Source organism: Butyrivibrio sp. AE3009 (genome assembly GCF_000420845.1).
GTDB lineage: Bacteria > Bacillota > Clostridia > Lachnospirales > Lachnospiraceae > Butyrivibrio.
Genome location: NZ_ATVS01000038.1, coordinates 1 through 26,974, shown reverse-complemented (window position 1 = coordinate 26,974; position 26,974 = coordinate 1). Strand labels below are relative to the sequence as shown.

Annotated in this window: 20 protein-coding genes and 1 pseudogene; 6 read left to right on the top strand and 15 right to left on the bottom strand. The window is 47.1% G+C overall.

What is annotated here, in order from left to right; genetic code table 11:
* Positions 1 to 56: 56 nt before the first annotated feature.
* The 5 genes from G588_RS0115275 to G588_RS21790 all read right to left on the bottom strand — a co-directional run bounded on the left by G588_RS0115275 (position 57) and on the right by G588_RS21790 (position 4,735).
* Positions 57 to 1,241, bottom strand: a complete 1,185-nt coding sequence (locus tag G588_RS0115275; protein ID WP_022779582.1) for a MalY/PatB family protein — start codon at positions 1,239 to 1,241, stop codon at positions 57 to 59.
* On the bottom strand, positions 1,238 to 1,600 hold the full coding sequence (locus G588_RS20570) for a NifB/NifX family molybdenum-iron cluster-binding protein (RefSeq protein WP_022779581.1): 363 nt from the start codon (positions 1,598 to 1,600) through the stop codon (positions 1,238 to 1,240). The genes G588_RS0115275 and G588_RS20570 overlap by 4 nt, the downstream gene beginning before the upstream one ends.
* 9 nt (positions 1,601 to 1,609) lie before the next feature.
* Positions 1,610 to 2,482, bottom strand: a complete 873-nt coding sequence (locus G588_RS0115265) for a radical SAM protein (protein WP_026668830.1) — start codon at positions 2,480 to 2,482, stop codon at positions 1,610 to 1,612.
* A gap of 39 nt (positions 2,483 to 2,521) precedes the next feature.
* Complete coding sequence (locus tag G588_RS22180; protein WP_081644378.1) at positions 2,522 to 2,680, bottom strand: YezD family protein; 159 nt, start codon at positions 2,678 to 2,680, stop codon at positions 2,522 to 2,524.
* 171 nt (positions 2,681 to 2,851) lie between these two features.
* Positions 2,852 to 4,735 (bottom strand): sensor domain-containing diguanylate cyclase, encoded by a 1,884-nt coding sequence (locus tag G588_RS21790; protein WP_022779580.1) that lies wholly within the window; start codon positions 4,733 to 4,735, stop codon positions 2,852 to 2,854.
* Between the two features lie 191 nt (positions 4,736 to 4,926).
* Here G588_RS21790 and G588_RS0115250 point away from each other — a divergent pair, with 191 nt between their 5' ends.
* Entirely contained in the window at positions 4,927 to 5,337 is a 411-nt protein-coding gene (locus tag G588_RS0115250) for a DUF3784 domain-containing protein (protein WP_022779579.1), read from the top strand.
* Between the two features lie 28 nt (positions 5,338 to 5,365).
* On the opposite strand, the gene G588_RS0115245 is transcribed toward G588_RS0115250, so the two are convergent.
* The 4 genes from G588_RS0115245 to G588_RS0115230 all read right to left on the bottom strand — a co-directional run bounded on the left by G588_RS0115245 (position 5,366) and on the right by G588_RS0115230 (position 9,170).
* Complete coding sequence (locus G588_RS0115245) at positions 5,366 to 6,208, bottom strand: transporter substrate-binding domain-containing protein (RefSeq protein WP_022779578.1); 843 nt, start codon at positions 6,206 to 6,208, stop codon at positions 5,366 to 5,368.
* Positions 6,209 to 6,358: 150 nt separating this feature from the next.
* Positions 6,359 to 7,096 carry an amino acid ABC transporter ATP-binding protein gene (locus G588_RS0115240; protein WP_022779577.1) on the bottom strand — a complete coding sequence of 246 codons (738 nt, stop codon included), beginning with the start codon at positions 7,094 to 7,096 and terminating at the stop codon, positions 6,359 to 6,361.
* Between the two features lie 12 nt (positions 7,097 to 7,108).
* Positions 7,109 to 7,783: an amino acid ABC transporter permease gene (locus G588_RS0115235; RefSeq protein WP_022779576.1), complete on the bottom strand. Its 675-nt coding sequence runs from the start codon at positions 7,781 to 7,783 to the stop codon at positions 7,109 to 7,111.
* Positions 7,784 to 7,817: 34 nt separating this feature from the next.
* Complete coding sequence (locus tag G588_RS0115230; protein ID WP_022779575.1) at positions 7,818 to 9,170, bottom strand: MATE family efflux transporter; 1,353 nt, start codon at positions 9,168 to 9,170, stop codon at positions 7,818 to 7,820.
* A 103-nt stretch (positions 9,171 to 9,273) separates the two neighbouring features.
* Between G588_RS0115230 and G588_RS23460 the strand changes: the two are divergent.
* The 4 genes and pseudogenes from G588_RS23460 to G588_RS0115215 all read left to right on the top strand — a co-directional run.
* A pseudogene (locus G588_RS23460) lies at positions 9,274 to 9,702 on the top strand (adenylyltransferase/cytidyltransferase family protein); the annotation flags it as partial.
* Between the two features lie 105 nt (positions 9,703 to 9,807).
* The gene (pncB, locus tag G588_RS0115225) at positions 9,808 to 11,010 is read left to right on the top strand and encodes a nicotinate phosphoribosyltransferase (protein ID WP_051139959.1); all 1,203 of its coding nucleotides are present in this window, start codon (positions 9,808 to 9,810) and stop codon (positions 11,008 to 11,010) included.
* Between the two features lie 15 nt (positions 11,011 to 11,025).
* Positions 11,026 to 11,781: an NAD(+) synthase gene (gene nadE / locus G588_RS0115220; protein WP_022779573.1), complete on the top strand. Its 756-nt coding sequence runs from the start codon at positions 11,026 to 11,028 to the stop codon at positions 11,779 to 11,781.
* A 12-nt stretch (positions 11,782 to 11,793) separates the two neighbouring features.
* Positions 11,794 to 13,047, top strand: a complete 1,254-nt coding sequence (locus G588_RS0115215; protein ID WP_022779572.1) for a serine hydrolase domain-containing protein — start codon at positions 11,794 to 11,796, stop codon at positions 13,045 to 13,047.
* Positions 13,048 to 13,336: 289 nt separating this feature from the next.
* Here the strand turns inward: G588_RS0115215 and G588_RS0115210 are convergent, their stop codons facing one another.
* From G588_RS0115210 to G588_RS0115185, 6 genes are all read right to left on the bottom strand, one after another.
* Positions 13,337 to 14,614, bottom strand: a complete 1,278-nt coding sequence (locus G588_RS0115210) for an O-acetylhomoserine aminocarboxypropyltransferase/cysteine synthase family protein (RefSeq protein ID WP_022779571.1) — start codon at positions 14,612 to 14,614, stop codon at positions 13,337 to 13,339.
* 49 nt (positions 14,615 to 14,663) lie between these two features.
* Positions 14,664 to 15,650 (bottom strand): diaminopimelate dehydrogenase, encoded by a 987-nt coding sequence (locus G588_RS0115205; RefSeq protein ID WP_022779570.1) that lies wholly within the window; start codon positions 15,648 to 15,650, stop codon positions 14,664 to 14,666.
* Between the two features lie 109 nt (positions 15,651 to 15,759).
* A complete protein-coding gene (locus G588_RS0115200; protein WP_081644377.1) occupies positions 15,760 to 17,691 on the bottom strand; it encodes a M13-type metalloendopeptidase in 1,932 nt (643 codons plus the stop codon).
* A 197-nt stretch (positions 17,692 to 17,888) separates the two neighbouring features.
* Positions 17,889 to 21,206: an AAA family ATPase gene (locus G588_RS0115195; RefSeq protein WP_022779568.1), complete on the bottom strand. Its 3,318-nt coding sequence runs from the start codon at positions 21,204 to 21,206 to the stop codon at positions 17,889 to 17,891.
* Positions 21,193 to 22,407 (bottom strand): exonuclease SbcCD subunit D, encoded by a 1,215-nt coding sequence (locus G588_RS20560; RefSeq protein WP_022779567.1) that lies wholly within the window; start codon positions 22,405 to 22,407, stop codon positions 21,193 to 21,195. Before G588_RS20560 ends, G588_RS0115195 begins: the two co-directional genes overlap by 14 nt.
* Positions 22,408 to 22,529: 122 nt before the next feature.
* Positions 22,530 to 25,907 (bottom strand): hypothetical protein, encoded by a 3,378-nt coding sequence (locus G588_RS0115185; protein ID WP_155830812.1) that lies wholly within the window; start codon positions 25,905 to 25,907, stop codon positions 22,530 to 22,532.
* 323 nt (positions 25,908 to 26,230) lie between these two features.
* On the opposite strand from G588_RS0115185, the gene G588_RS21785 reads away from it, so the two are divergent.
* Complete coding sequence (locus tag G588_RS21785; RefSeq protein ID WP_081644376.1) at positions 26,231 to 26,689, top strand: helix-turn-helix domain-containing protein; 459 nt, start codon at positions 26,231 to 26,233, stop codon at positions 26,687 to 26,689.
* Positions 26,690 to 26,974: the final 285 nt, after the last annotated feature.

The following is a 26,974-nucleotide window of genomic DNA, read 5'->3' as shown; positions in this document are numbered from 1 at the left end:
GTGTTTTCTTCTTTTTTCTTTTTCTTTTTCTTTTTTCTAATTCAAAAAAAAAATTATCAGCGGTCCTTGAAGGCCTCATATAACCTGTTCATTGCTGTCTCCAGTGTTGCCCTTGGACACGCCACATTGATCCTCTCTAAAAGAGCTGACTCTCTGCCAAAGATCACTCCTCCGTCAAGCCAGAGCTTTGCCTCATCTTCGATAAGTCTCTTAAGCTCCCGATAGTCCCCTGTGACCTTGGAGAAATCAAGCCAGATAAGGTAGGTCCCCTCAGGCTCTATGAGCTCGATCTTCGGTAGCTTCTCCTTAAGGAAATCCCTGATATAGCTGATATTTCCCTGCAGATATTGCAGAAGCTCCTCCACCCACTGCTCGCCTTTGTTGTAGCAGGATATGGCCGCCACCATTCCAAGGGCTCCGCCCTGGCTGTAGCCTGCGGCGTCATTCTGGAGTTTGAACTTATCAAGAAGCTCCTTGTTCCTTGATATTACGTTGGCCACCTGAAGACCTGCGATGTTGAAGGTCTTGCTGGGGGAAATACCAAGGATTGTGATATCCGCGTACTTATCTCCCAGTGTAAGGAAGGATGTATGCTTGTTGTCACCGTAGACAAAATCGCTGTGGATCTCGTCTGCGAAGATCTTCACATCATGCTTAAGGCAAATATCTCCAAGCCTTGTGAGCTCCTGCCTTGTCCACACTCTTCCCACCGGATTGTGGGGACTGCAGAGGATAAAAAGCTTAACCTTGTTGTCTACGATCTTTTGCTCGAAATCCTCAAAATCTATGAAGTACTTGCCCTTCTCCCTGTCAAAAACAAGGTTACTTGACACGCATTTTCTCTTGTTCTGCTGAATGGTTGATCTGAAGGGATAGTAAACAGGCTCCTGAATGATGACGCTGTCGCCTTCCTCCGTACAGGCCCTTACCGCAAGGGCGATGGAATACACAATTCCCGGAGTTACAAAGGTGTCCTCAGCCTTAATCTCAAATCCCTGTCTTCTTCTGTACCAGCCGCTAAGGGCTTCGAAGTAGTCCTCTTTGGGATCCGTGTAACCAAAGATTCCGTGGTCAACTCTTTTATGAAGATCCTCTAAGATTTCCTCCGGAAGGGGAAAATCCATATCTGCCACCCATAATGGAAGCAGGTCATCTCTGTGCTTGCGCTCCTGCTGGAAATCATACTTGATACATGAGGTGCCACGTCTGTCTACTATTTTGTCAAAATCGTATTTACTCATAAGTTCATCTCCTGAAGAAGCTTCAGATATCCGTCAAGGCGCCTTAGTCCGTCGGGGACTGAGCCCGGCATCTCGAAGGCTGCTATCCCTTTTTCCCGAAGCTCGTATACTGCTCCGTCGCCGATTCTTGCGGCAAGGACAAAGTTACAGTCAAGGATTCCGTAGACTCCTCTCCTTAGCTGATTGACGTCGTGATGACCGCCAAGGCACACCGGATTCACAAATCTCTGTTCAATTTCTTCGTAGTTCCCCGCTTCATCCACATCCACGATCAGGAAGCTCTCTGCTCTTCCGAAGTGCTGATCCACGTTCCTGTTGTCGGTGGAAGCCAGGGCCACTCTGTAGGATGGATTATCCATAAGCGCTCCTTAGCCGTGAGAAAATGTATTTTTCACATTGAGTCTGTTCTGATATACCAGCTGGCTGTACTCGGATATGCCCGGCACTCCAACTGCGTCGGCTCTGCAGTGGGCGCAGTGCCTGAAGACCTTGATGTGCCTTTCGGCTGCTTCCCTTGCGGCCTCAATCTGCTCGCAGGTAGGACGTGGCACGTCAGCGAGCTTGTGCTGAGGAATAAGAGGGATGATGTTGTAGATAAGCGCCCCTGCTTCCTTCACAGTCCTTGCTATCGTCTCGATGTGATGGTCGTTGATGCCGGGAACCAGTACAGTATTTATCTTGAGGGTAACGCCTGCTGCCGCTACCTTCTTAATACCCTTAAGCTGGTTCTCGATAAGGATCCTGGCACCCTCTACGCCCTCGATCTTCTCACCGTGATAAATGATGTAGTCATTGAGCTGAGCCTCAATCTCCGGATCCACCGCATTGACGGTAACTGTCAGGGTATCCACACCGGATTCGATCAGTTCATCGGCTCTCTCATAGAGCATCAGACCGTTGGTGCTCATGCACTTAAGAAGCTCAGGATGTGTCTTGTCGATCTCTCTGAAGGTCTCAAAGGCATAATCCGTAAAAAGTGTATCTCCAGGGCCCGCGATTCCCGCAACCTTGATGCTGGGAACCAGCTCCACCGCTCTGTTTATAAATGTACCTGCTTCCTCAGGGGAAATAATCTTGGATGTTACTCCCGGACGCTGCTCCACATCGTTCACCGACCTGTCACAGAATCTGCAGGCGATGTTGCAGCCGGGGCTTACAGGAAGATGAATTCTTCCCGCATTGAATTTGCACCCCCCAAAGCAGGGGTGATTTCTCTCAAGTTCCTCGATAGATCTAGCCATAATACTCCTCCCATTCTCCTCGATATACCACGCAGCCCCTTAGAATCTCTGCTTGGTGCTGGTCTCCAGCTGTGTGACCTTCCCCGCATGTACTGTGATGGTCACTGTTCCATACTCGATGCCTTCAACCTTTTCTCTGATCTGCTGCCAGATCTGCTCCTCCGGATCAGGGAGTTTTACCACATTTTCCCTTGCCATGCCAATTCTCCTACCCTTTTCTTTTTTCTTTTTCTGCCGTTCTCACATCCCTTTTTCACTGTGTCGCTTTAATCCGACTAATATGATGGGATTTATAAGTAATTATGTAGATGATACAGTCCGCATAGGCTCTCTGTCAAGAAGTATTTTACTTATAGGGAAATATAAGGATTAGTTATCGGGGGAGGGGATAGAGTCAACGGAGATGGATGCCCGCAGGGACGAGGAGTCAGCGAAGGTAATGTAATTTCCTTCATGCTGCTTACTCTCATACATAGCTTTATCCGCTCTCTGCAGAATATCGGAAAAAGATTCGTGCTCGGGGTCGCTGCAAATTGCCGCCCCGGCGCTGACCTGAAGTTTCCAGTCAGTAATACCTTCTATGGACACCTTGTCCAGATTGGCAAAAAGTCTGTCCATCACTATTTTTCCCAGATCATTACTGTTAGCACCGGCTGCATAGGCCACAAATTCATCGCCGCCCATTCTGAACACAACATCGGAATCCCTGAAGTTATCCCTGAGGGTATGGGCAAGTGTTATGATCACCTTATCGCCCATGTCATGACCATAGGTGTCGTTGACATATTTAAAATGGTCTGCGTCAAACAGAAATACCATTCCGCAGATACCATCATGCATGAGCTCATATATACGGCTCTCTCCGCCGCTTCTGTTAAGGATGTTCGTGAGCTTATCGGTCTCGGACATGCGCTTGAACATCTCCTGTCTCTTTCTGTCCTCATCAATTGACTCAATAGCCCAGATTATCTTTTCCGGGTTATCGTTACTATCCCTGCTTACTACAATGAAATGCATTCGACCCCATTTGCCTTCCCGGTCCAGGAATTCATGGGATATGTTATTCAGGCCTCTGATCCTTTCAGGCAGAGTCTCAAGGTCCATGAACTGCTCAAGAAGAGGTTTGGAAACCTCAGCAGCAATAAGCTCTGCTATTTCTTCCTTGGTCGCTACGATTTTGTTATTACCCTCCGCAAAGACACCTTCTTTTATGAGCTTATTTCTTATGGACTTAACGCTTCCCTTCTTAAGATCCATTATCTCCATCGTGGAGTATACATCTGCAATGGCGCCAATCTCGCCGTGAAGCTCCCCGGCTTCCCTATGTTTTCTGAGATAAACACTGATAATAACGGTAAAAACAATTAGAAGCAGCGCAAGCACAACTGCCGATATGACAAATATATACTTGATATTTCCAAGCACCTCTTTTTCACTGAGAACCAGCACAGAATACCAGCTCTTGTTCAGCTGGCGGCAAAAAACAATCTCTCTTCCGTTTCTGCCGTTGATGGTAAACACCTCTTCCTCATGATTGAGAACTGAGGAAATAAGCCTTTTATCATATTCATCCGCTGCATTCAGAAAAACATTTTTACCAACCTTGGTTTCATTTGAATGAGACACGATCATGCCGCTCTTATCCACGATCATAGTGGCATCAACCTTGTTGGCCTCCTGTTGTGATGCCTGAAGTTCCTGAATTCCATCCAGGGATATATCCATGGAAATAACGCTCTGTCCGTCGTCAAGGAGCTTGCTGACAGACAGAACCATGTTATTCTGCTGTAGATTATGATAGGGCTTAACAAAAGTGATCTCGCCTCCCGCTGCCTTGGCCTCGGTATACCAGGGGCGCTTGGAAGGAGAAAAATCTGCAGGCGGATCCCAGTCAGCCCCATCCAGATATTCTCCTCTGATGTAGCCGTATACTCCCATGTTGTTGCTATCCACAACAGAGGTAAAAACCTCGGACTCTTCCTGAAGGAAAGCCTGAATCTCCTCATTGGATTGTCTGTTATCTATCATATGCTCCACCTGTTCGGAGGCAAAAATAACCGCATCCCTTGGAGTATCAAGATAGAACTCCACGTCCCGGAACATCTGAATGGCATTGTTGTTCCACAGGTTTATCATATTTTGTCTGGAAACGTTGTACAAAGAATAAAAGACCGCAATAATCACAGTTGTCACAAGTATTATCCCTGTGGCAAACGCAATTATCGGTCCTTTGTCCTTTGCCTGTTTAACCATAAGCAAAATCCTCACTTATGTTCCTATTTTAATATAACGTCATTACGTTAACAAATTAAAGGTTTATTAAGTTATTTTCGTTAATTTCTAAGATTTCCTTAATAAGGGATTTATAATTGACTGATAAAATATAGTTGAAAAAATATGTAGAGTTGTCACCCTTACGTTCACGGATGAAAGGAGAGGTGGAAATGAAGGCTCTGTCAAAGATAATGTATTTTATCATCGGACTGTTGGTCCTTATCTGCGTGATCATAGTCCTGTGCGGCAAGAACCCCGAGCTCAAGAACGGACTCAAGACAGTATCGGAGGAAATTGCAGCAAATATGGCAAGCAGCGAAGAAGCCATCGTCGCTACTGCTGCCGCTACTGAAGAAGCTACAGTGGAGGAAGTTCAGACCACATCACCTGAACCGGCCGTACCCCAGCAAGTTGCAGAAGTACCTGCCCCTGTTGCCGCTGAAGAAACACAACCGGCAGCTGCTACAGAAACTTCACAGGCACCAACGGAAGAATACGCGGCAGCCACTGCCAGCGAAACAGTTGAGAATTCCCAGGAGACATATCTGTCCCAGGAACCAAGAGGGGACAGTCCCCATTAACAAATTGTGGGTACTGTCCCCTTTTCGCTTATTCTTTAGTTATATCAGCTCCAAAGTATTTAATAGAAATCTCTGAGAGCTTGCCCTCCTGGCGAAGCTCTGCAATAGCCTTGTTGATGGCCTCTCGCAGGGTATCATTATCATTGCCCTTGGCAAGCGGAATCGCATAATTGGTAACTTCGGGATCGATGGCTGCAACCTTAAGCTCGGTTGTTCCGGTGGATTTGAAATAATCCTGAGCTGAAGTGTTGGCATTGATGGTTGCGTCCACGGTTCCGTTGAGAACCAGTGTCATGGTCTCGCCCAGGGTGTCCACGTTGGATACCGTAGCTCCATACTCCTTGCCCATAGCCTCATAGGTTGAACCTGCGGAGTTGGCGGTTGTAAGACCTGCAAGATCCTCAAAGGATGTGATCTTCTCGCTAGTTGCCAGTGTGATAACCACCGCATGATCATAGGCATAAGGATCGGTAAAATCATAAGTGCCCTTCCTATCCTCTGTAACATCAACGCCGTTGGCCATCATATCGAAGGTTCCTGTGGATACGCCTGTCAGTCCTCCGTCGAAGGGAACCTCCTTGAAGTCCGCCTCAACCCCGAGCTTTTCTGCGATGGCTGCTGCCACCTCAACATCAAAGCCCACCAGTTCATCGGTGTCAGGATCATGATATGTAAAGGGAGACCATACTCCCTCAGTTGCTATTGTTATCTTACCTGCAGCCTTGATCCTGGACAGGTGATCCTCTCCTGTAGCTGTGGCGGTATCATCACCTTCAACAACAGTGGTATCCGTCGTCCCCTTGTCCCCACATCCTGCAAGTAATGTGCCTGCCAGTGCCGCAATCAGAAATAAAGACATTTTCTTTTTCATAATCGTTACCCCTCTCTCCTGTAATATTTCGCCGGTTAAATTGTGCACAATCTTATTCTATATGCTTACTTAAGGTCGTGTCAACTCGATTTTTGTTATGTACCTGTCATTTTTTTGTAGCTGCCGCACTTATATGAACCCAAACAAGCCTCAGCCAACCACCTTCAGGAACTCTTTGGTCTTATCTTCTCTTGGATTCTCGAACAACTGTGAAGGGCTTCCTTCCTCAACCACCACGCCGTCAGCCATGAATACCACATGGCTCGAAACCTCTCTGGCAAAAGACAGCTCATGAGTCACCACGATCATCGTCATGCCCTCTGCTGCCAGCTGCCTCATGACCTGCAGCACCTCGCCCGTAAGCTGCGGATCCAGCGCCGAAGTTGGCTCATCGAAATAGATAACCTCAGGATCTGTGGCCAGCGCCCTTGCAATAGCCACTCTCTGCTGCTGTCCTCCCGAGAGCTGGCTTGGATAATACTCCTCATACTCGCTCATTCCAACCTTGGCGAGCACCTCCCGTGCCTTTTTCTCCGCCTCTTTCCTATGGATCTTTCTTCCTGCGGTAAGTCCCAGAGTCACGTTCTCAAGGACATTTTTGTTGGCAAAAAGGTTGTAATTCTGGAATACAAATCCTGTCTTTTTCCTGATAGCTGCGATATGAGCGCCGGACTCATCGTCAAGCTCGTAGTCTTTGCCGTCAAAGACCATATGCCCGATATCAGCATATTCAAGAAAATTTATGCAGCGAAGAAGCGTTGTCTTTCCCGAACCGGAAGCCCCGAGGATTGAGACCACGTCCCCTTTATTTACCGTAAGATTTACTCCCTTAAGGACCTGTCTGTCCCCAAAGGTCTTATGAACATCCGTTATTTCAAGTAATGCCATGCTCTCACCTCCTTACTTTCTGACGCCGTAGCTTCCAAGCACCTTCTCGCCCTTTTTCTGAATAAAGGTGAGAACCGTGCAGAAGATAAGGTAGATAAGTGCCACCTCGATGTACAGCGGAAAATAGTTGTAGGACTGGCCTGCGATCTGCTTGGTCCTGGTGAACATCTCAACAACCGTGATGCTGGAAGCCAGAGACGTATCCTTCACCATGCTGATAAGAGCATTAAAGAGCGATGGAAAAGCGGTCCTGAAGGCCTGGGGCAGAATGATATGCCACATGATCTGCATATAGCTAAGTCCCACGCAGTAGCCCGCCTCCAGCTGACCGATGGGCACCGCCTCCATGGCAGCACGCATAGTCTCAGCGCTGTAGGCACCCTCATTTATTGTAAAAACGATCACCGCCATCAGGAAGGGATTGGAATGGATCCCCAGAAGCGGCAGTCCGTAGAAGGCCACCATCAGCTGAACCAGCAGCGGCGTTCCTCTAATTATCCATATGTAGAATCTGCAGATTTCCTTGACCACAGGCACCTTTGCAAACTGCGCCATGGCCACAAACACCGCCAGGATCGTTGACAGTATGAATGCTATCATGGCAAGGGGCAGAGACACCTTAAGGCCATATTCCAGTATTTTGGGAAAAGAACTAATAAGCAGATCCCAGGTTTTCTCATTAAACATAGATTATCCTCATTATGATCAAAAAGCTTCACCGTCAGAACTTCTTTAATTCCGAATATGCCATCGGCACCGCAATAAACAGTGACAACACATCTGCCGTAGCCTGGGCCATCTCAACGCCCATAATTCCGAATAACTGCGGCAGTATCAGAATCATAGGGATGAAACAGAAGCCGTTTCTTGCCGACGCAGTGATCGATGCCTTGATACCCTTACCAATTGACTGCAGCATCATATTGCTGATAACAATTGCTCCTGACAGGGGCAGTGTCCCCGACATGAAGCGAAGAGCGGCAGTTCCTACCTCCACCGCAGCAGGATCCTTGGTAAAGAAAGCGATGATATTGCCTGCAAAACCAAAGCACACCGCTCCTATGATTATCAGAAAAACAGTCGAATACTTAACGCAGAAGCTAAAGCCCTCTTTTACCCTTGCTGTAAGCCCTGCGCCGTAGTTAAAGGAGCAAACCGGCTGATAGCCCTGACCGAAACCGATAAGGGCCGAAGCCATCATCATCATGATCCTGCCTGCAACAGACATTCCTGCGATCGCAGCATCTGCGCCGATTGCTCCCGCAGTCCTGTTAAGAAGAAGCGTTGATATTGCAGCCAGACCCTGACGAAACAGTGAGGGCGCACCGCCGTTGATGATCTCAACAATATAGTGCCCGTTGATATGCACATTTTTGATACTGAGCTTGATATTCTCGCCCTTGCTGGTTCCCACAAGGAGCACGATGAAGCTGGTGATCTGTCCCATAACCGTGGCAATGGCCGCACCCTTGACCTCCATATGAAACACAAGGATGAGAAGCGGATCCAGCGCCATGTTCATCACCGCGCCGCACATAAGGCCGATCATGGCATAGACAGCGCTTCCCTGGAACCTTAGCTGATTGTTTATAACGAACTGAGCCATCATAAAGGGTGCGCCTATCAGGATGATCCTCATGTAGTCCTTGGTAAACTGCATTGTTGTAGGCGTTGCCCCCAGGAAATTAACTATGGGTTCGATAAAAACATTTCCCACACTAGCGAAGAACACTCCCACGATAAGAGCCATTGCAAAGCCCGTGGAAGCCATCTCGTCCGCCTCCTTGTGATTGCCGGCGCCCAGCATTCTGGACAGGTAATTACCTGAGCCGTGGCCAAAGAAAAAGCCAAAGGCCTGAATAATCGCCATAACTGTGAAAACCAGTCCCACCGCCGCCGTAGCTGCAGTGTTTATCTCATATCTGTCCGATACCCTTGCCACGAAGAATGTGTCCGCCGTGTTGTAGATAGCCGTAACCATCATACTGATGATGGTCGGCACCGACAGGGACAGTATCAGCTTTGGCACCGGGGTTTTGGTCATATAATCTCTTCTTGAACTTGCCTTAGACATAAAAATACATTTTTTCCTTCCGAAACATTTATCTTCAATTGTCTATACTACTAGAAAAGCATATAATAGTGAAGATAAATTTATAACCTCAAGGAGGCGAATTATGGAAAAAATCGGTATTGTTTTCGGTTGTTTCATCCCCATGCATAAGGGACACGAATCCCTCATCAAAAGAGCACTGGATGAGAACGACAAAATGATCATAGGCGTATGCGGCTACAGAGCCGACAGAGGCAGAGATTTCCTGGATTTTGAATCCCGCTACGGACTTGTACAGGAGATGTTCGCTGAAAAAGACAACGTCATTGTAGTTCAGATAGATGACAAGAAGCTTGGACTTGACGGAACCTTCACTCATGACAACTGGGTTCTGTGGGGTAACGAGCTCTTTTCCCAGGCCAAAAGAAAGCCCGACGATGCAGAGTACACCTGGTACACCGGCGAGCAGTCCTATATCGACAAATTAAGTGTTATCTATCCTACTCACAAGTTTACCCTGGTAGACCGTGAGATCATCAAGGCTTCCGGCACAGAGATCAGAAAGAGTCCCGCCATCCACTCCGATGACATCAACGACTTTTTCAAGAGCTATCTTCGCAAAAACGGCAAACTCGACATCCCCGAGTCAGAATTCAATATGGACCTCATTATCTCCAGCCTCTTAGAGACTGATTTGTACAAGTTCTCAATGGGTCAGGCTATCTATCACCACTTCCCTGACTACACCACAACCTGGTCCTTCAAGTGCAGAAACAAGGACGTGCACTTCACTCCCGAGATGGTGGATGAGATCAAGCGTCAGATCTACGCTTACTGCGACCTTCATTTCAATGAGGACGAGCTGGCTTACCTTGCAAATATCAAATGGATCAAGAAATCCTACGTTGACTTCCTTCGCCTGTGGCACCCTCGCTACGAGGACTTCACCATCAGCACCGACGCTGAGTGCGGCCTTTCCATCGAGACCAACGGAACCTGGCTCAACACCTCAATGTACGAGATTCCCACACTGGCAATTGTAAACGAAGTTTACTTCAGAATGAATTATGATTACAAGGAGCTGTATGCTTCCTTCGAGGAGAAGCTGGATGAGAAGATTAAGCTCCTTACCGAAGGAACCTACAACATCGGAGCCTTCAGTGAGTTCGGCCTTCGCAGAAGACTCTCCGCTCAGGCTCAGGAGCTGGCGGTTATGAGACTTCGCGACTCCGACCTTGGCAGCTCCAAGTTCGTTGGAACCTCCAACGTATATCTTGCCAAAAAATGCGGCGTAACTCCCGTAGGAACCATGGCCCACGAGTGGATCATGTGCGTAGGTCAGGGTAACCACAAGCACAATCCCGCCTACTCCAACTGGTACGCTCTTGATGCATGGGTAAAAGAGTACGGAGTCCTGAACGGAACCGCTCTTACGGATGCCATCACAACAGACTGCTTCCTTAGAGACTTCCAGCTGACCTACTCAACTCTTTTCTCAGGTGTAAGACATGACTCAGGAGACCCGATCGAATGGGGCGAGAAGATGATAGGGCACTACGAGAGCCTTGGCATTGATCCTAAGACCAAGACACTGCTCTTTAGTGACAGCCTTGATTTCGAGAGAGCCAGCAAGATCTTTGCTCACTTTAGCGGCAAGGCAAGAGTTGCCTTCGGAATCGGAACCTACATTGCCAACGACACCAAGGTTCCTGCCCTCAACATCGTTATGAAGACCACAGCCTGCAACGGACAGGATGTTGCCAAGATCTCAGATGTTGCCGGCAAGGGAATGTGCAAGAACCCCGCATATGTAGAGTATCTTCAGAGATGTATCGACTGGCGTATGGAGCACGAAGCCTGATTGTGAGGTGAGAAAATGAGTGATATTCTTAAAGATTTTAATGCAGAAAAAGAAATAGAAAATATCGTAGCCTGGATCAGGGACTGGTTTGAAAACAACGGTCCAAAGGCCAGCGCCGTTATTGGCCTGTCGGGAGGCAAGGACTCAACCATAGTTGGTGCTCTCCTTGTTAAGGCCCTTGGCAAAGACAGAGTTGTGGGCGTTCTCATGCCCGACGGCGAGCAGAAGGACATCGCTGATTCCAAAAAAGTTGCTGAGATTCTCGGCATCAAGAGCTATGTGGTAAATATTTCCGCAGCTACCGAAGGGATGAAGAAATGCCTTGGAGATGCAGGCGTGGAGCTTGGTAAGGACGCTGTCATCAACACTCCGCCCCGTATCCGTATGACTACACTGTACGCAATTGCCCAGTCTCTTCCCATGGGAGGCCGTGTTGCCAATACCTGCAACGCCTCCGAGGATTATGTGGGCTATTCAACCAAGTACGGCGATGCAGCCGGGGACTTCAGCCCCTGTGCTAATTACTGCGTAACCGAGATGAGAGCCATCGGCGATGCCCTGGATCTCCCTACAGAGCTTATCCACAAGACTCCCTCCGACGGACTGTCGGGAATGTCTGATGAGGACAAGCTTGGATTTACCTATGACGCCCTTGATAAGTACATCAAGACCGGCGTCTGTGAAGACGAAGAATTAAAGAAACGTATTGACCATTTACACGACATCAATCTGCACAAGCTTAAGGTCATCCCTACATACGCAAGACAGTAAGGAGGATTTTACATGAAAACCATGCTGACACTAATACAGGAAGCCATGGACAAGGCTGTTGAGAATAAGGAAGTAGCCGGTGTTTCTGCTCTTGCCATCAAGGACGGCAAGGAACTTGTTTTTGCCAAGAGCGGCCACTGTGATATTGCGGCAGGTAAGGCAATGGAGCGCAGTACCATCTGCCATCTCTATTCCCAGACCAAGCCCATTACCGCTGCAGCTGCTATGATGCTGGTTCAGGACGGAATTATCGACATGGGACAGCCCGTTGGTGATTTTATAGACAGCTTCAGGAATCAGCTCTATGTGGAGAACGGCGTAGTTAAGCCTGTTCCCGCTGAGAATGCCATGAGGATCCACGATCTTTTGAACATGACCTCGGGCCTTACCTATCCTGGAAACCTCTCCCAGACTGAGGTTAAGACGGGTTATCTTTTCCACGATATGATTAAAAGGTTCAAGGACTGCGATACCACAGAGGATGCTAACGACTATCTGGATGCAGATAATCTGGGATTCTCACTGTCCAAGACTCCGGACCCTTCCAAGGGAATGATGAGCACCATGGAATTTGCCACAGAGCTTGGCAAGATTCCGCTTCTCTTTATTCCGGGAACCCACTTCAGATATGGAACCAGCGCTGATGTCCTTGGCGCTGTTATCGAGAAAGCATCTGGAATGAGCTTTGGAGAATTCCTGCAGGCAAGGCTTTTCAAGCCCCTGGAGATGAAGGATACCTTTTTCCAGGTGCCCGAGGACAAGCTCCCTCGAATGTCCAAGATCTACAAAAATGTTGACAGAGAGCTCCGTGAGTTCCACGGCAACCGCCTTGGTGTCAGAAGCGACGGCAAGGAAAATGCCTTTGAATCCGGCGGCGCAGGCCTCTACTCAACCCTTGACGACTACGCCAAGTTCGGTCAGATGCTCCTTAATGGCGGCACCTACAAGGGCCAGGAGATACTCAAGCCAAGAATGGTTCAGTATTTTACAAACGGCAAGCTGGAAGCCCATCAGCAGGCTGACATGGATATGTGGCAGGGCCTTGAAGGCTTCTCCTACGGCAACCTTATGCGTGTTATGAAGGATCCCGAGAGATCCGTGCTTGTGGGAAATAAGGGTGAATACGGCTGGGACGGCTGGCTGGGAGCATACTTTATGAATGATCCGAGCAATAACCTGACATTCATTATGATGACGCAGATGTTTGATTATGGAACAGGGACGCTGACGAGGAAACTTAGGAATATCATTATGAATAATATTTGATGATAACAATAATGAAATAAATTGCGCACGACTGCATGAAAGTTATGGCTTCGATGTAGATTATATCCAGCGAAGTCTTCATCATGCGGCCGGCGCAATTAATTTTTTTGCAAATAATGTGTCACCTATGATCACACCATCGTTATCATCAAAAAAATCAAACCAAAAGGCTTATCATATCTCTTATACGTAATAACTATAACAGCGGAATGGGATGCGCTCTCCAAGCAAAACCATAAATTGCGCCGGCCGTATGACGATAAACTATAACAGCCAATGCATAGAGATCTTAATTAAGTGCATTCTTGATATCTTCAATAAGATCTTCCTTATCTTCCAATCCACAAGAAATTCTCACAAGTCCTGCCGGGATTCCTGCTGCCTCCAGCTGCTCATCTGTGAGCTGTCTGTGGGTAGAAGTAGCAGGATTCAGGCAACAGCTTCTTGCATCTGCAACATGGGTCTCGATGGCAAATACCTTGAGCTTTTTCATGAAGCTCTCTGCAGCTGCTCTTCCGCCCTCAAGCTCGAAGGATACAACTCCACAGCCGCCGTTTGGAAGATACTTCTTTGCCAGCTCGTGATACTTGTCAGACTCAAGGCCGGGATAGTTAACCTTTTTAACCTGAGGCTGCTTTTCAAGGAACTGTGCTACAGCAAGGCCGTTCTCAACGTGCTTGGGCATACGAACATGGAGGGACTCAAGACCAAGGTTCAGAATAAATGCGTTCTGAGGTGACTGGATACAGCCAAAGTCTCTCATAAGCTGTGAGGTACACTTGGTGATGAAAGCGCCTTCTTTTCCGAACTTCTCAGCATAAACGATGCCGTGATAGGATTCATCGGGAGTTGTAAGTCCGGGGAACTTGTCTGCGTGTGCCATCCAGTCGAATTTACCGGAATCAACGATAGCACCGCCTACAGCTGCTCCGTGGCCGTCCATGTATTTTGTTGTTGAATGAGTTACGATATCTGCGCCCCACTCGATAGGTCTGCAGTTAACAGGTGTGGGGAAGGTGTTGTCTACTACAAGAGGAACGCCATGAGCATGTGCTACCTTGGCGAACTTCTCGATATCAAGAACTGTAAGGGCAGGGTTGGCGATTGTCTCACCGAACATTGCTCTTGTGTTGTCCTTGAATGCAGCGTTCAGCTCCTCTTCGCCGGCATCCGGAGATACGAAGGTTACCTCGATGCCCATCTTAGCCATGGTTACGGCGATGAGGTTGAAGGTTCCGCCGTAGATTGAGGAAGAAGCTACGATGTGGCTTCCGCACTCACAGATATTGAACAGGGCAAAAAAGTTAGCTGCCTGTCCTGATGAAGTGAGCATTGCTGCGCATCCCCCCTCAAGTGCTGCGATCTTGGCAGCTACATGGTCGTTGGTGGGGTTCTGAAGTCTTGTGTAGAAGTAGCCTGAAGCCTCCAGATCAAAGAGCTTGCCCATATCCTCGCTGGTATCATATTTAAAGGTTGTAGACTGTACAATGGGAACCTGTCTTGGTTCACCGTTGCCGGGACGATAGCCGGCCTGCACGCATTTTGTGCCAATCTTCTTGTTTTCCATTTTATGTTTCCTTTTTCTTTTTAGATTTTCTTTTTGCCGTATTATATGATCAGAGAAGGTGTGCTCTAAGTTCCTCACCGCTCTTGTCTGAAAGATATGCCGGAGGGATGTCGAGGATAGTCTTGCAGCCTGTCATGCCCTCTTTTTCCATTCTGAAAGCAGCTCTTGCAACTGCTACAAGAACACTGGTGGTGAACTCAGGGTTGGAATCAAGCTTAAGGCTGTACTCGATGATGTGATTGTGCTCCTTGTTAGCGCCGGTCTTGCCGCTTCTGAATACGAAGCCGCCGTGAGCCATTCCGCTGTGATTTGTAAGAAGTTCCTCTTCGCTGATAAAGTGAACGGTTGTGTCATAATCAGCAAAATAGTTGGGCATCTCCTTGATCTCTTTTTCCACTGCAGCTGCATCTGCGCCCTCTTCAAGGACTACGAAGCACTCTCTTGTGTGCTTGTCTCTTGTGGTGAGCTCAGGGTTCTTGCCGCTTCTTACTGCCTCAAGAGCGCTCTCTACGGGAACAGTGTACTGCTTGGCATTCTTGACACCCTTAACTCTTCTGATGGCATCTGAGTGTCCCTGGGATACGCCCTTGCCCCAGAAGGTGTAGTCATTTCCGTCAGGAAGGATAGCATTTGAGTAAACTCTTGCAAGAGAGAACATTCCCGGATCCCAACCGCAGGAGATAACTGCGATCTTGCCGGCCTCTTTTGCTGCTGCATCAACATTTGCAAAATGCTCAGGGATTCTTGCGTGGGTATCAAAGCTGTCTACTACGTTGAAGAGCTTAGCATACTCCGGGGTCTGAACCGGAAGATCTGTGGCACTTCCGCCGCACAGGATCATAACGTCGATCTTGTCCTTCCAATCTGCAACGTCGTTAACTGAAACAACGGGAACTCCTGCTGTCTGTATCTTAAGTGATGAGGGATCCCTTCTAGTGAAAACTGCTGCCAGTTCCATGTCGGGAGCTTCCTTGACTGCAAGCTCAACGCCTTTGCCAAGGTTACCGTAACCAAGTATTCCGATTCTTGTACTCATCTGATTTCCTCCTATGTAAATAAAACTTTTTGATTTACCACTTTAGCGCAATGCTCTGTCTATTATAGTTTACTAAACTGCTGATGACAAGGGGACGGTTGTGAGTCAATTACCAGATGCTGATTCTCTTCTCCGGCGCAATATACATCTCATCCTTTTCCGTTACTCCAAAGGCCTCATACCATTCAGGGAAGTTCCTTGGCTGCATATTGGCACGAAGCTCTGCGGGTGAGTGAACGTCGCTGGCAAGGCGAAGCTTAATGTACTCCTCGCTGGCCTTTCTGCGCCATACTCTTGCCCAGTTTTTGAAATACTCCCTGAAATCAGCATTTTCGATTGTGTGCATGATCGCAAGAGTTACACCTACGCCGCCGTTGTCTGCAATATTCTCGCTGACTGTAAGTTCACCGCTTACCTTGCCGCCGTGGAAAGGAATACCGTCAAACTGCTCTGTCATCGCTTTTGCCTGCTCTTTGAAAGCCGCAAAATCCTCTTCCTTCCACCAGTCGTTGAGGTTACCGAACTCATCAAAGTGCGATCCGTTGGTGTCGAAGGAATGGGATATCTCATGAGCTATAATTGCGCCGATACCGCCAAGGTTCGCGCTCATTCCCTGATCAAGGCTGTAGAAAGGCTTCTGAAGGATTGCTGCCGGGAAGGTAATGTCGTTGCAGCTGGGTCTGAAGCAGGCATTTACCTTATGTCCCGGCATTGGCCATTCTGTGCGATCCACAGGCTCATGGAGCTTTTCAAAAGAATCCTTTGCCTTAGCCACCATTATCTTGCGCACTGCCTCAAAGTAAGAATCTTCCTCATCGAAAACGAGCTTGGACCAGATCTCTTTTATCTCATCCGGATAGCCCATCTTTATCTCGATAACAGACAGTTTCTTGATTGCCTTCTCCTTGGTTTCCGGTGAAAGGAAGGTGTTCTCTTTCATTCTGACTTTGTAGGTCTCGATGATCCTTTTTACAATATCGACCACGTCCTTTTTGGCTTCTTCACCAAAATAGGTTCTGCCGTAGTATACGCCCACAGGCTCTGAGTACATTGTAGAAACTACCTGGTATGCTTCCTTCTCAAGAGCAGGTTCTGCGGCGATGCCCTGAAGAGCTCTGTTATAGGTATTTCCCAGAGCTTTCAGTTCGGGAGACAGACATGCTGTAGCCTTTACAAGTGTCTGAACATAAGCCCAGTGAACGTAACGCTCAAAATTCTCCTCATTAAAGTAGCCGTTCATTTCCTTTACAGCCTTGGGATCATAAGCGTTGATGATCTTAGGCGCTTTGTCGCCGAATATGTCTGCAACAACTTTCTTGATATCATAGGGAGCAACGCATCCTGCAACTTCCTCAATGTCCATGGGGTTGTTGTAGCCTGCTATATCTGACCACTCAAGGGCACTCTTAACCTTTTTTGCAATAAGAGCATCGTAAAAAAGTGTGTCATCAATATAGGCCTTCTGCTCCTCTTTTGTTAAAGGTGTGTACTCAAGGAGCTTCGCTGCCATATCGACATACACGGAAAGAAGCTCCTTAGCGGACTCATTGCCCTCCTTGTAGTACTCTGTGTCAGGAAGGATGATGGAAGGGCCAACCACGATAAGCTGATTCTTAGTAGCATCCTCAAGATCTGTTGTAACTGCGATCTCAACAGGAAGCGGAAGCTCCTCCATCACAAACTCCGCAGCGATATTATTGAGGTCTTCCACATTCTTAAGAGACTTGATCTTCTCAAGAGTAGGAAGAACAGGTGCTATTCCTTCCTTTGTTCTCCTGTCTGTGTCCAATATCTTTTTATAAAGAGAGATTGCATACTTCATCTCGGGGATATCACTTGTCTTCTTCCCCTCTGCGAAGGCTGCAAAATCCTCCATCATAACCTTCTCAACTCCCACTTCCAGATCAGCAAAACTTCCCGCAGTGGGCTTGTCCTCAGGAATAACCGCAGTCTCAAGCCATTCTCCGTTCACGGCCATGTAGAGGTCGTCCTGAATTCTTACTTCCTTATCACTCATATAGCTCTTTCCTTTCAACTTCATATCGATTTATCAAAAAAGAAAGCTTCCATACTCTTGCAAGCTTTCCTCACATAGCCACCATTATACTTTATCGCCGCAAAGTATTAAAGCGAAATTTAATCAATTCCGCTAAAGTTCGTAAAAAGTTCAAGCTTTCTGACAATACATCTTTTACGCAACTCATTTCACTACGCTTAGCACAATTTCTCCGTCCTATCTCACACTCCGGTTTCGATATCGATAGTACTTCCGGTGCGCGACTTGCTAACCTTGATCTGCTGCGGAATATTCTCCATAAGCTCCTCGCGGTGACTTATGATTCCCACAAGCTTATGACTGTTGGATAGCCCAAGCAGTATCTCCATGGCACTGTCGATAGATTTTTTATCCAGCGTTCCGAAGCCCTCATCGATAAACAGTGCATCCATCTGAACGCCGCCCATACTTGAGGACACTGTATCGGAAAGGCCAAGCGCAAGACTTAGTGATGCCTTGAAGCTCTCGCCGCCGGACAGGTTTCCGACAGGTCTTCTGCGTCCTGTGTAGTTATCCAGAACCTCAAGGTCGAGGAAGGTATTACTCTTTTTCCCAAGACTGTCCTCTCGGCGGTACAGCAGGTACTGATCCTCGCTCATAGGAAGGAGCCTTCTGTTGGCGGCGTGAATGATACGATCAAAGCCTGCTGCCTGAATATACTGCTCCAGCGTGATCTTGCCGTTGCCGGTGTTTCCTCTTACCAGGTCGTAGAGCCTTCTTGAGGTGTTGTACTTCTCCGTGGCCTCCAGAAGATCCTGCCTGCCGGCTTCAATATTCTTTTGTCTGACAAGGTTACTATCAATGCTAAAGGAGAGTTTGCTCCTTCTGTCTCTGAAGGCCTTGACCTCCTTCTCCCTGGCACGTACTCTTGCGGACTCCTCGGTGATATCCACATACTCCAGGTTTGCCGCATCCTTTCTGGCCTGGGCAAGTCTCGTCTCGTTGGTGGAAAAAGACTTCTCGTAGTCCGTAAGCTTCTTTTCCTCACTCTTTATGGTCCTGTCTGATACCGCATATTCCTGCAGTTCCTCAGTGTCTGCAAAGCCATATTTATTAAGCAGCTCCTCCAGCTCCTTTTGAAGCTTGCCTATGAGCTTTTCTTCCTTATCATAGGCCCCTTCTCTGGTCCTTATCTCCGCTGCGATTTCCGCAGCTGTCTTGTCCGCCTCACTCTTTTCCTTAAGAGCCTTGTCGATGGCTGACATAATATCCTCGTATTCAGAGAGCTTCTTATCCCTCTCCTTCTTTGCTTCCTTCCAGGTTTCAAAGCTCAGCTTCTTAAAGCCCTCCAGGGTTGCCCTGGCTGCCGCAAGGTCCGCAGTCTTTTTCTGCAAAAGAATCTGAGCCTCTTCCTTTTTCTTAGAAAGAGCCTGGGCATCACTTCCCTGGAGCCTGTCCAGTTTATCAAGTGCTTCCTTAAGAGCCTCGGCATCCCTTGAAAGCTCCGCTTCCTTCTTATTATTCTGAAGGATTGCATCTCCGATAGCCTTAGCTGCCTCCCTCACTTTTTCCAGCAGCTCATCCATGCTATTTTCTGCAAGCCCAGTAACTGCAAGGCTTTCACCCAGATTGGGGTCAGCCCCCACTTTTTCAATAAGATCAAGGATGCTGATCCGTAGCTGTTCTTGGTAGGTGTTAAGGCTTCCCTTTGCACTTTCAGCAAGAGTCATGGCACCGGTTCGTTTCTGAAGGAGCTTCTCCTCAGCCGCCTTGGCCTTTTCAAACTCCTCCTCGCTGACGGATTCACTGGGTAAAACAGCCGGCTCAGGGTGCACGGTGGAACCGCAGACAGGGCACTTTTCGCCCTCCTTAAGATCCTTTGCCAAAAGCCCGGCGCGGCAGTTTTCCAGGATCTTCTCAAGGGAATATCTGGTGGCTGCTGCGCTCTCATGCTCTTGTCTCGCCTCTACAAAGGCCTTCTGTTTATCCGACAGATTTTTTTCCAGGGCTTTAAACTTTGGTGCACAGACCTCCAGTATATCTGCAGTCTCTTCCTTAAATTCCTTAAGCTTATCTCCAAAAACCCTGGCCTTAAGCAGCTTCTCAGGGCTGTCCTTCAGTTCTTTTGCAGTCTCATTACAGGAAGCTATGCGCTTCTTATTCTCTTCCTCTTGCTTTGCTATATCCTCAAGCATTTTTCCAAGCTCAGCCTCTTCCTCCTTAAGAAGTTCAAGGCTCTTCCCAGTTTCATCCCTCTTAACGTAGCTCTCCTCTTCACCGCTTATCTTGTCAGCCTCGGTCTTGGCCTTCTGCCCAAGTGACTTACGCTCCTTGGCCTTGGCAAGCTTATCCGCTGTAGTCTCCACTTTCTTATTTGCCTGTGCAAGAGCCTCCTTGTTCTTCTCAATGGCTCTCTCCAGCTCCTCATGGCTCTTAACAGCCTTCTCCAGATTCTCAAGGACAGGCATTACCTTGTAGCTGGCATTCTTCTGCTGCAGGATAAGGCCTTTCAGTTCCTCCATCTCAGGTCCCAGTTCCTCAAGCTGCTGCTTCTCTGCTTCCAGCTTATCCAGCGTCTTCAGCGCATTATTATTAAGCTCAGCCTTAGCCAGCTCAGCCTTCCTTGCATCCAGCTCCTTCTCCGCCTTCTTAAGCTCCGCTGCCATCCTGTCATAGGTCTTCTTGTCCACAGCCACGATTCGCTCAATTATTCCAATTAGTTCATCTATATTCCAGGCGCTCTTACTGTCAGCAGCCTTCCTCTTTAATTCATAGAGCTCCTCAGTCAGCGCACTCACACTATCTTCAGCTGCTGCCTTCTCACTCCCTAGTATCTCATCATCTCCTTCGGTAGCATCTCCTTCACCAAGCACAGCACCGACCTCGCCAAGCTCATCCTCGCACTCCATCGGCGCCTCCACCTCCGCAAAGTACTGCAAGACACTGCGCTCCAGATTCTCCTTCTTTTTATACCCGTCGTTCATCCGCTCTCTGAGCCTGAACTCAATATTCTTATACCCATCGGTATTAAATATCGTCCTAAGTATCTCCGTCCTCTTATCCGTCTTGGCATTTAATAGCTCCCAGAACTCACCCTGGGCGATCATAGCGATCTGCTTGAACTGATCCTTGTCTATCCTAAGGAGCTCCTTAACCGCATTGTTAACCGGCGTGATTCCCTCAATCGGCGCCTTGTCGTCGATATACAGAACAGCCGTCTCCTTCACCGTCATAGTTCCGCTGCCGCGAAGCTTGGGTCTCTCATACTCAGGCTTTCTAAGAACGTGAACATTATGCCCCTGATGAGTAAAGTAAAAGTCCACATAGCTCTCCGTCTCCGGCGCCGCATACTCACTCCTTAGGTTCCCCGTTCCCCTGTAATGACCGCTGGTATCCCCGTAGAGTGCAAAGCAGATTGCATCAAAAAGAGTGGTCTTTCCCGCACCTGTATCTCCCGATATCAGAAAAAGCCCTTTTTCCTCAAACTGTCCAAACTCAATGTCCTTAATCTTGCCCGGATAGGGACCGAAGGCACTGATAACAAGCTTAATTGGTTTCATCTTCGTCCATCTCCTTTCCCTGTCCGAACTCCTCCTCGTACTGCAGATACTCAGACTCCTCAATGGCTCCCGCTTCCAGAGCAACCTCCATCATTACCTGCCTCTCGCTGTCCGTTATATCGCAGCCAAAGACCTGACTGTAGAAATCCGAGATAAGCTCCGAGAACTTCCTGTCGGGAGCGGCAGTCCCAAGGTCCACCTGCTCCATTTCCCTGGTGCGGCTGTTGTCGTAGTCCAGCTTGATGGTATTTGGATAAGTCGCACGGAAAATGCCGATGGCATCATTCACAATGTCCTCCTCAGTAAGAGTGACATAGATGAAGTCCTCAGTATCCGTCACATTTGCCCTGTCAAGGAGCTGCTTTCTCGTTCCTCTTATATGACGCAGATCGCGCATAGGCTTAAGAGGCACCAGTTCGATATCAATACTGCCTTTTTTGCCCAAAGTGATAACAGGAACCGACTTGTCATTATTAACTTCCGAAAGGGAATATTTAAGAGGGGATCCGCTGTACCTGATGTGGTCAGCGCCGATCCTCTGGGGAGAATGAATATGGCCAAGAGCTGCGTAGTCAAACTGCTCCATAACACTGTAGCCGATTTTCTCCACAAGACCCACGTTCTGAACGCCCACAGCTTCAGAGCCCGCAACCTGTGGATCCTCGTTACCTGCCACAAACTGATGGGCCACCAGCACATTTCTGGAAGAATAGTCCACCCCCGAATTATCTATGATAACCCTGACAGCATCCTCATAGGTCTCGATCTTCTCATCAGGGTAAAAATGCTTAACCTGCGACGCCTTAACGAAAGGAAGGAGGTAAATATTCACCTCTCCCATTTCATCTGATGTCACATATTTACGCATCTTCCCGTCAAAACGGGATGAGATATAAATGCCCTTATCTTCGAACAGACTGCTACCGAAATTAAGCCTGTCATCAGAGTCGTGATTGCCGCTGATGATGTAGGTCTGTACCTTAGCGTCCGAGAGCTTTTTAATAAATTCATCAAGCAGATTGACAGCTCCCTCCGAAGGAATTGCCTTGTCATAGACATCCCCCGCGATGAGCACAGCGTCAATCTCCCTGCTTCTAATAATATCCAGCACCTGATCCAGTATATATTCCTGATCCCGGATCAGATCAAATTCCCCCAGTGATCTTCCCAGATGAAGATCCCCCAAATGTAGTAATTTCATACCTTTCCCCGCTTTCTTAGTCTCCCGTTAATTATAGCATTTCAGAGGACTAACGACGAGATAATAACTCTCCTTAGGCCAAAAAAGAAAGCGCCGGACCATAAGTCTGACGCCTTCTGTTATTACAGATCAATTCCCAATCTTTCCATCTCCCTGTTTGCTGCTGCAGCATCCAGAAGTCCGGTGTCGGGATCAAAAGTATATTTGATCTTGAAATTCTTTACCCCATATCGCGTAGCCAGTGCCTTTGTAGATACTGATACGGAACCGGTGTAAGGATATCCTTTTTTAAGCTTCATATTGTAATTAACGCTTCTTGTATCTTTTCCGATATTAATTTCCTGAATAGTTACATAACCGCTTATTGCCTTGCCGGTACTTGTATCAACGATCTCGCTCATTTTGCCGTTATGATCCCAGGAAACTTTGGCGGTGCAGTACGAGATCTCTAATGTATTCGGATTGGATATAACCAGGTCAAGACTTGCCGTTCCGGCGCAGTCTACATCATTAACATACCAGTTCTTGCCCGATTTTCTGAAGGCGCACATATACTCCAGAGGAATGCCATAGCTATTAAGATGAAGAGTTCTGCCATAATAGTTGGTTGTCTTCGCTGATACAGAGCCGTCCGCACCTACATGAACAGGAATATACTTATAAGAGTTGTTCATAAACTCCTCACGGTATCTGTCCATTGCATATCTGTCAGCCTCCGGAAGTCTTGAATAATCAACAACTCTGTATTCTTTGGAATCATCTGTTACAATCTGACCCTCACTGATGACATAGATCTTTTTCCCATCCTTGATCATTGCAGCATCACTTCCGATGCTCGGAACCTGGAAGTCAGTCTTGCCGTCATTCTCCACATAGACAATTGTGGAATCTCCGTTTTTGAAATAAGCAAGCTCAATACGACCTGTTAAAAGAGTACCCTTGGAACCAATGAAGTAAGCAGAAGAATTAAATATAAAGTATACGTCTTTGATCTTGGCTCCATCTTTGTCAACGAAGTTCTTGATACTGCCATCTTTATTAAATACGGCAAAAGCTTTTCTTCCACTGCCCAGTGTCACCTGCAAAGAGCCACTGCTCTGCTTGCCATCAGCGCCGTAGTAGTACCATTTTTTCCCGGTCTTTCTAAAGACATTTGTCAGCATGTAGCCTGTGGCAGGATCATAATAGCAGCCATCAATTGCACCGGTTTTATAGCTACCGTCAGCCTTCTGGTATACGGTGCCCCCGTCCTTCTTAGCAGGACCTTCAGGCAGCTTATAGGCACAGCCTGCACCATCAAGCAAATATTTTCTCCCGCTAAGCACATAGCTTGCATTTCTGACAAGAGCGCCCTTCATATAGTTATCATCAGCCTTAGTTGCAAAAAGAAGTCTCTTCTTTTCACCTGAAACAATCACATTTCCGTCTTTATCAAGGGCGATATTTCCGCTCTCATCAAGAGTAGGCGCCGGAACGGCCTTAAAGCCTACTGCAGCCTTTCCGTCAGTTTCAGAGAAGTACATATAAAAATCTTCAGACATCTGCCAGGGCGATGTTCTGTCAAAAGGATATACAGGTATCTTCTCGGATTTTTTAATCCTGTGCCAGCCGGACATCTGATACCCCTCAGGTGCCATCAGATACAATTTACCATCTATATCCATTACATAAGGCTTGCCTTTTGTGGTTCTGTATATCGATCCGGCCTCTGCTTTATGTCCCTGATAGTAGTAATATTTTTGGCGCTTAATAGTCTTCCAACCGGTAAAATATGAGCCGTCGGAATTAAACTCAATGTCCGCTCCAATAAAACCAATATCAGCTTTTTGCTGCTCCTTGCATTCCTTGTAGCTACATACAAAATAGTCTTCAGGTCCCAAAGGATACTTTTCGTTATAATTTTTCTGATTGATGTGATATAACTTACCATTTACTTCAGCACGATAGTAATCCAGCTGCGCCACACGGTAACTACCCGCTTCTTGAAAATGGTATTTCTTTCCGGCAGGATATTTCTCTGTCTTAATGGTTTTAAAACCTGTTGCCAGCTCACCTGAGGTTCCGGTCACATAATAATATACAAATGAATCGATTTTGTAGAAACCGGGAGTTGTAACCACAATACCTTTAATTACGTAGTAGTACTTGCTTCCTTCCTTGTATACGCCGGTAACTGCGTTGATTCTTGCTGTATTCTTATCAAAAAGAATCGTTTCTTCGCCGGCTTTTACAATTCCGGTCGCCGCATTACCAAACCTATCAAGGTAATAAACTTTGCTTCCTCCGGCGCTGTACAACCAGGTGTTAGTAAGTACTTTCTTACATTCAGAATCCGTATAGTAGCTATATCCCGCTGCAGGATTCCTGGGTCCCCTGGCCCTTATATATGCCTGAGCTCTTACGTTATCAGCATTTATGTAGTAGTATCCCGATCTCATGCCGGTGGTTACAAGTCTTCCCTCGCTGTCAAAGTTGTAGAATTTGCCATCTATAAGATAGGTACCGTCTGTAAGGAGCTTACCATCTGCTCCTGCGCGGTATTTACTGCCTTCATAGGAAAAGAACTTATCTTTAACAATCGCTCCATCCTTATCAAGATAATAGTAATAGTAATTACTCTCTTCGCCGTATACGATCCTGTCAAACCTTATGATTCCGTAGCCCTTCTCATTTAAGAGTGCAAGATAGCTATTATCTCCTACTATGAAAAAGCCCTTCTGTATAGCGCCGGTGGTCTTGTCGCAGTACACTGCATAGTTTGCCTTGCTTTTGGATACAGCTCTTCCATAATGGTCAAAATACACGAAGCCAGTAGCCATGTAGCGGCCCTTGAAATAATAGTACTCATCACCGATATGAGCCACATTGTTATCAAGTGCTTTTCCATCATCATCTGCGGGACGGCCGTCAGCGTTTTCGTAGGTCCATTTTCCTTTTATATTGATCCACTTTCCCTTTTGTCCGGCAGTTACCTTAACGAATGCATCCGTACTATTCTCGGATACATCAGTAGCTTCTACAGATTCTCCAAAAGAAGCTTCATCTGTTTCCTCTAATATTACATCCTCTGCAGCTTCATCTTCTGTTTCATCTGCGGAGCTGCCCTCAACTGCAAAGATGCCTTCATCTACAGAACTTCCTTCATCTGCAGAGCTTCCCTCAGAAACCACCGGGTCATCTTCTGTGCCTGCAGCCTCACTGCTGTCACCGGCATCTTCACTGCTGTCGGCATCGGCATTATCTTCATTGTCTTCAATTTCTTCTGTGATAATATCCTGATTCGGATCTGATGCAGCCTCTCCCTCACTGTCCCCTTCAGCACTGCTGCCTTCTTCTGAATCTTCGATAGTGACCTCGATCTCGCAAGTCTCAGAGTTAAGTATCACATCCTGGGGCCCCTCGAAGTAGTCTGACTCAGCAGCATATCCTGTGCCCCCAACACCAATGCTGCTTCCGGCAATGGTGATTGCCGCAAGAATAGCTAAAATCCTTTTTTTCATACCTTTTCCCTTTACTTTTTTCATTTACCTTTCATTACAAAGTATTGATAAGCACAAGCATTATACTATCAATCGCAGTAAAAAGAAACATATATGACGCACATTTTTCAGCGAGATAATTTTCAGTTTATTGTCGAGTAATTGTGTATATATTCTGAATATTCTGTGAATTGTTTTAGAAAAAAGTTAAACCTAGGTTTGCTTATGATATCTTATTTAGTGTTTGCGCTATTTATTATATCATTTCGATATTTTTCGCTTCGTTTGCGATATTATTTATACATCTCGGTTCGAAATGATATCTAACGTATCTAGGAGGAGAAATGATGAAAGACACCCCATTAGCAAAATATTTAAGAATGCTCAGAGACAATCAGGGCCTCAAGCAGGACGAAGTTGCAAGGCAGCTTGGAATCACAAGAGGCACCTATTCACATTATGAGAACGGAAGACTGACACCGCCGGCGGATGCACTCTACAAGATGTCCTCCATCTTCCACGTATCTCTGGAGCGGCTCATAAGGCTGTCTATGGAAAAAGACGGCGAAGACTCCGTGAAGTTCAACTCAGCGGAAGTCGTGGAAAAGGACGAGGATATCCAGCAGGACTCCGATGCTATTTACAATAGCTTTTTGTCGGAGTGTGCCGACATGTCCAAGGACAGACTGGCCAAGTGGGTCACCATCGAAGACAGAGAGCTTATCTACTACTACCACCGCCTCTCAGGAAGAGACAAACGGATTGTAAAGTTCTTCCTCAAGGCTTTATCTCTTATGAAATGATCAGCCAGACTAAGAATGCAATCTAAATAGGCATCAAAAAAGCGCCGGGACCAAGCGAAAAACTTAAGTCCTGACGCTTTTTTATCCTCATAGAAACTGCAGAAACATTATAATGATATAGGTGCCAAAAGTCATAAATGCGTACATGCTGGCATGTTAAGCATTTTGACTTTATGGCCCAAACAAATATGAGGAATTAGCAATTTACGCAGTAAATTAGCGGTTTCCGAATATTTGTAGAATTGCGAGAATGACGATAGTCATGGAGCAATTCGTATATCATAT

Coding starts and splice junctions, on each gene's coding strand:
- G588_RS0115195 (WP_022779568.1), bottom strand. CDS start 21,206: ATGAAACCAATTAAGCTTGTTATCAGTGCCTTCGGTCCCTATCCGGGC.
- G588_RS0115265 (WP_026668830.1), bottom strand. CDS start 2,482: ATGGCTAGATCTATCGAGGAACTTGAGAGAAATCACCCCTGCTTTGGG.
- G588_RS0115200 (WP_081644377.1), bottom strand. CDS start 17,691: ATGAAGTTGAAAGGAAAGAGCTATATGAGTGATAAGGAAGTAAGAATT.
- G588_RS0115210 (WP_022779571.1), bottom strand. CDS start 14,614: ATGGAAAACAAGAAGATTGGCACAAAATGCGTGCAGGCCGGCTATCGT.
- G588_RS21785 (WP_081644376.1), top strand. CDS start 26,231: ATGATGAAAGACACCCCATTAGCAAAATATTTAAGAATGCTCAGAGAC.
- G588_RS0115240 (WP_022779577.1), bottom strand. CDS start 7,096: ATGGCATTACTTGAAATAACGGATGTTCATAAGACCTTTGGGGACAGA.
- G588_RS21790 (WP_022779580.1), bottom strand. CDS start 4,735: ATGGTTAAACAGGCAAAGGACAAAGGACCGATAATTGCGTTTGCCACA.
- G588_RS20560 (WP_022779567.1), bottom strand. CDS start 22,407: ATGAAATTACTACATTTGGGGGATCTTCATCTGGGAAGATCACTGGGG.
- G588_RS0115250 (WP_022779579.1), top strand. CDS start 4,927: ATGAAGGCTCTGTCAAAGATAATGTATTTTATCATCGGACTGTTGGTC.
- G588_RS0115235 (WP_022779576.1), bottom strand. CDS start 7,783: ATGTTTAATGAGAAAACCTGGGATCTGCTTATTAGTTCTTTTCCCAAA.
- G588_RS0115215 (WP_022779572.1), top strand. CDS start 11,794: ATGAAAACCATGCTGACACTAATACAGGAAGCCATGGACAAGGCTGTT.
- G588_RS0115205 (WP_022779570.1), bottom strand. CDS start 15,650: ATGAGTACAAGAATCGGAATACTTGGTTACGGTAACCTTGGCAAAGGC.
- G588_RS22180 (WP_081644378.1), bottom strand. CDS start 2,680: ATGGCAAGGGAAAATGTGGTAAAACTCCCTGATCCGGAGGAGCAGATC.
- G588_RS0115275 (WP_022779582.1), bottom strand. CDS start 1,241: ATGAGTAAATACGATTTTGACAAAATAGTAGACAGACGTGGCACCTCA.
- G588_RS0115185 (WP_155830812.1), bottom strand. CDS start 25,907: ATGAAAAAAAGGATTTTAGCTATTCTTGCGGCAATCACCATTGCCGGA.
- pncB (WP_051139959.1), top strand. CDS start 9,808: ATGGACCTCATTATCTCCAGCCTCTTAGAGACTGATTTGTACAAGTTC.
- nadE (WP_022779573.1), top strand. CDS start 11,026: ATGAGTGATATTCTTAAAGATTTTAATGCAGAAAAAGAAATAGAAAAT.
- G588_RS20570 (WP_022779581.1), bottom strand. CDS start 1,600: ATGGATAATCCATCCTACAGAGTGGCCCTGGCTTCCACCGACAACAGG.
- G588_RS0115230 (WP_022779575.1), bottom strand. CDS start 9,170: ATGTCTAAGGCAAGTTCAAGAAGAGATTATATGACCAAAACCCCGGTG.
- G588_RS0115245 (WP_022779578.1), bottom strand. CDS start 6,208: ATGAAAAAGAAAATGTCTTTATTTCTGATTGCGGCACTGGCAGGCACA.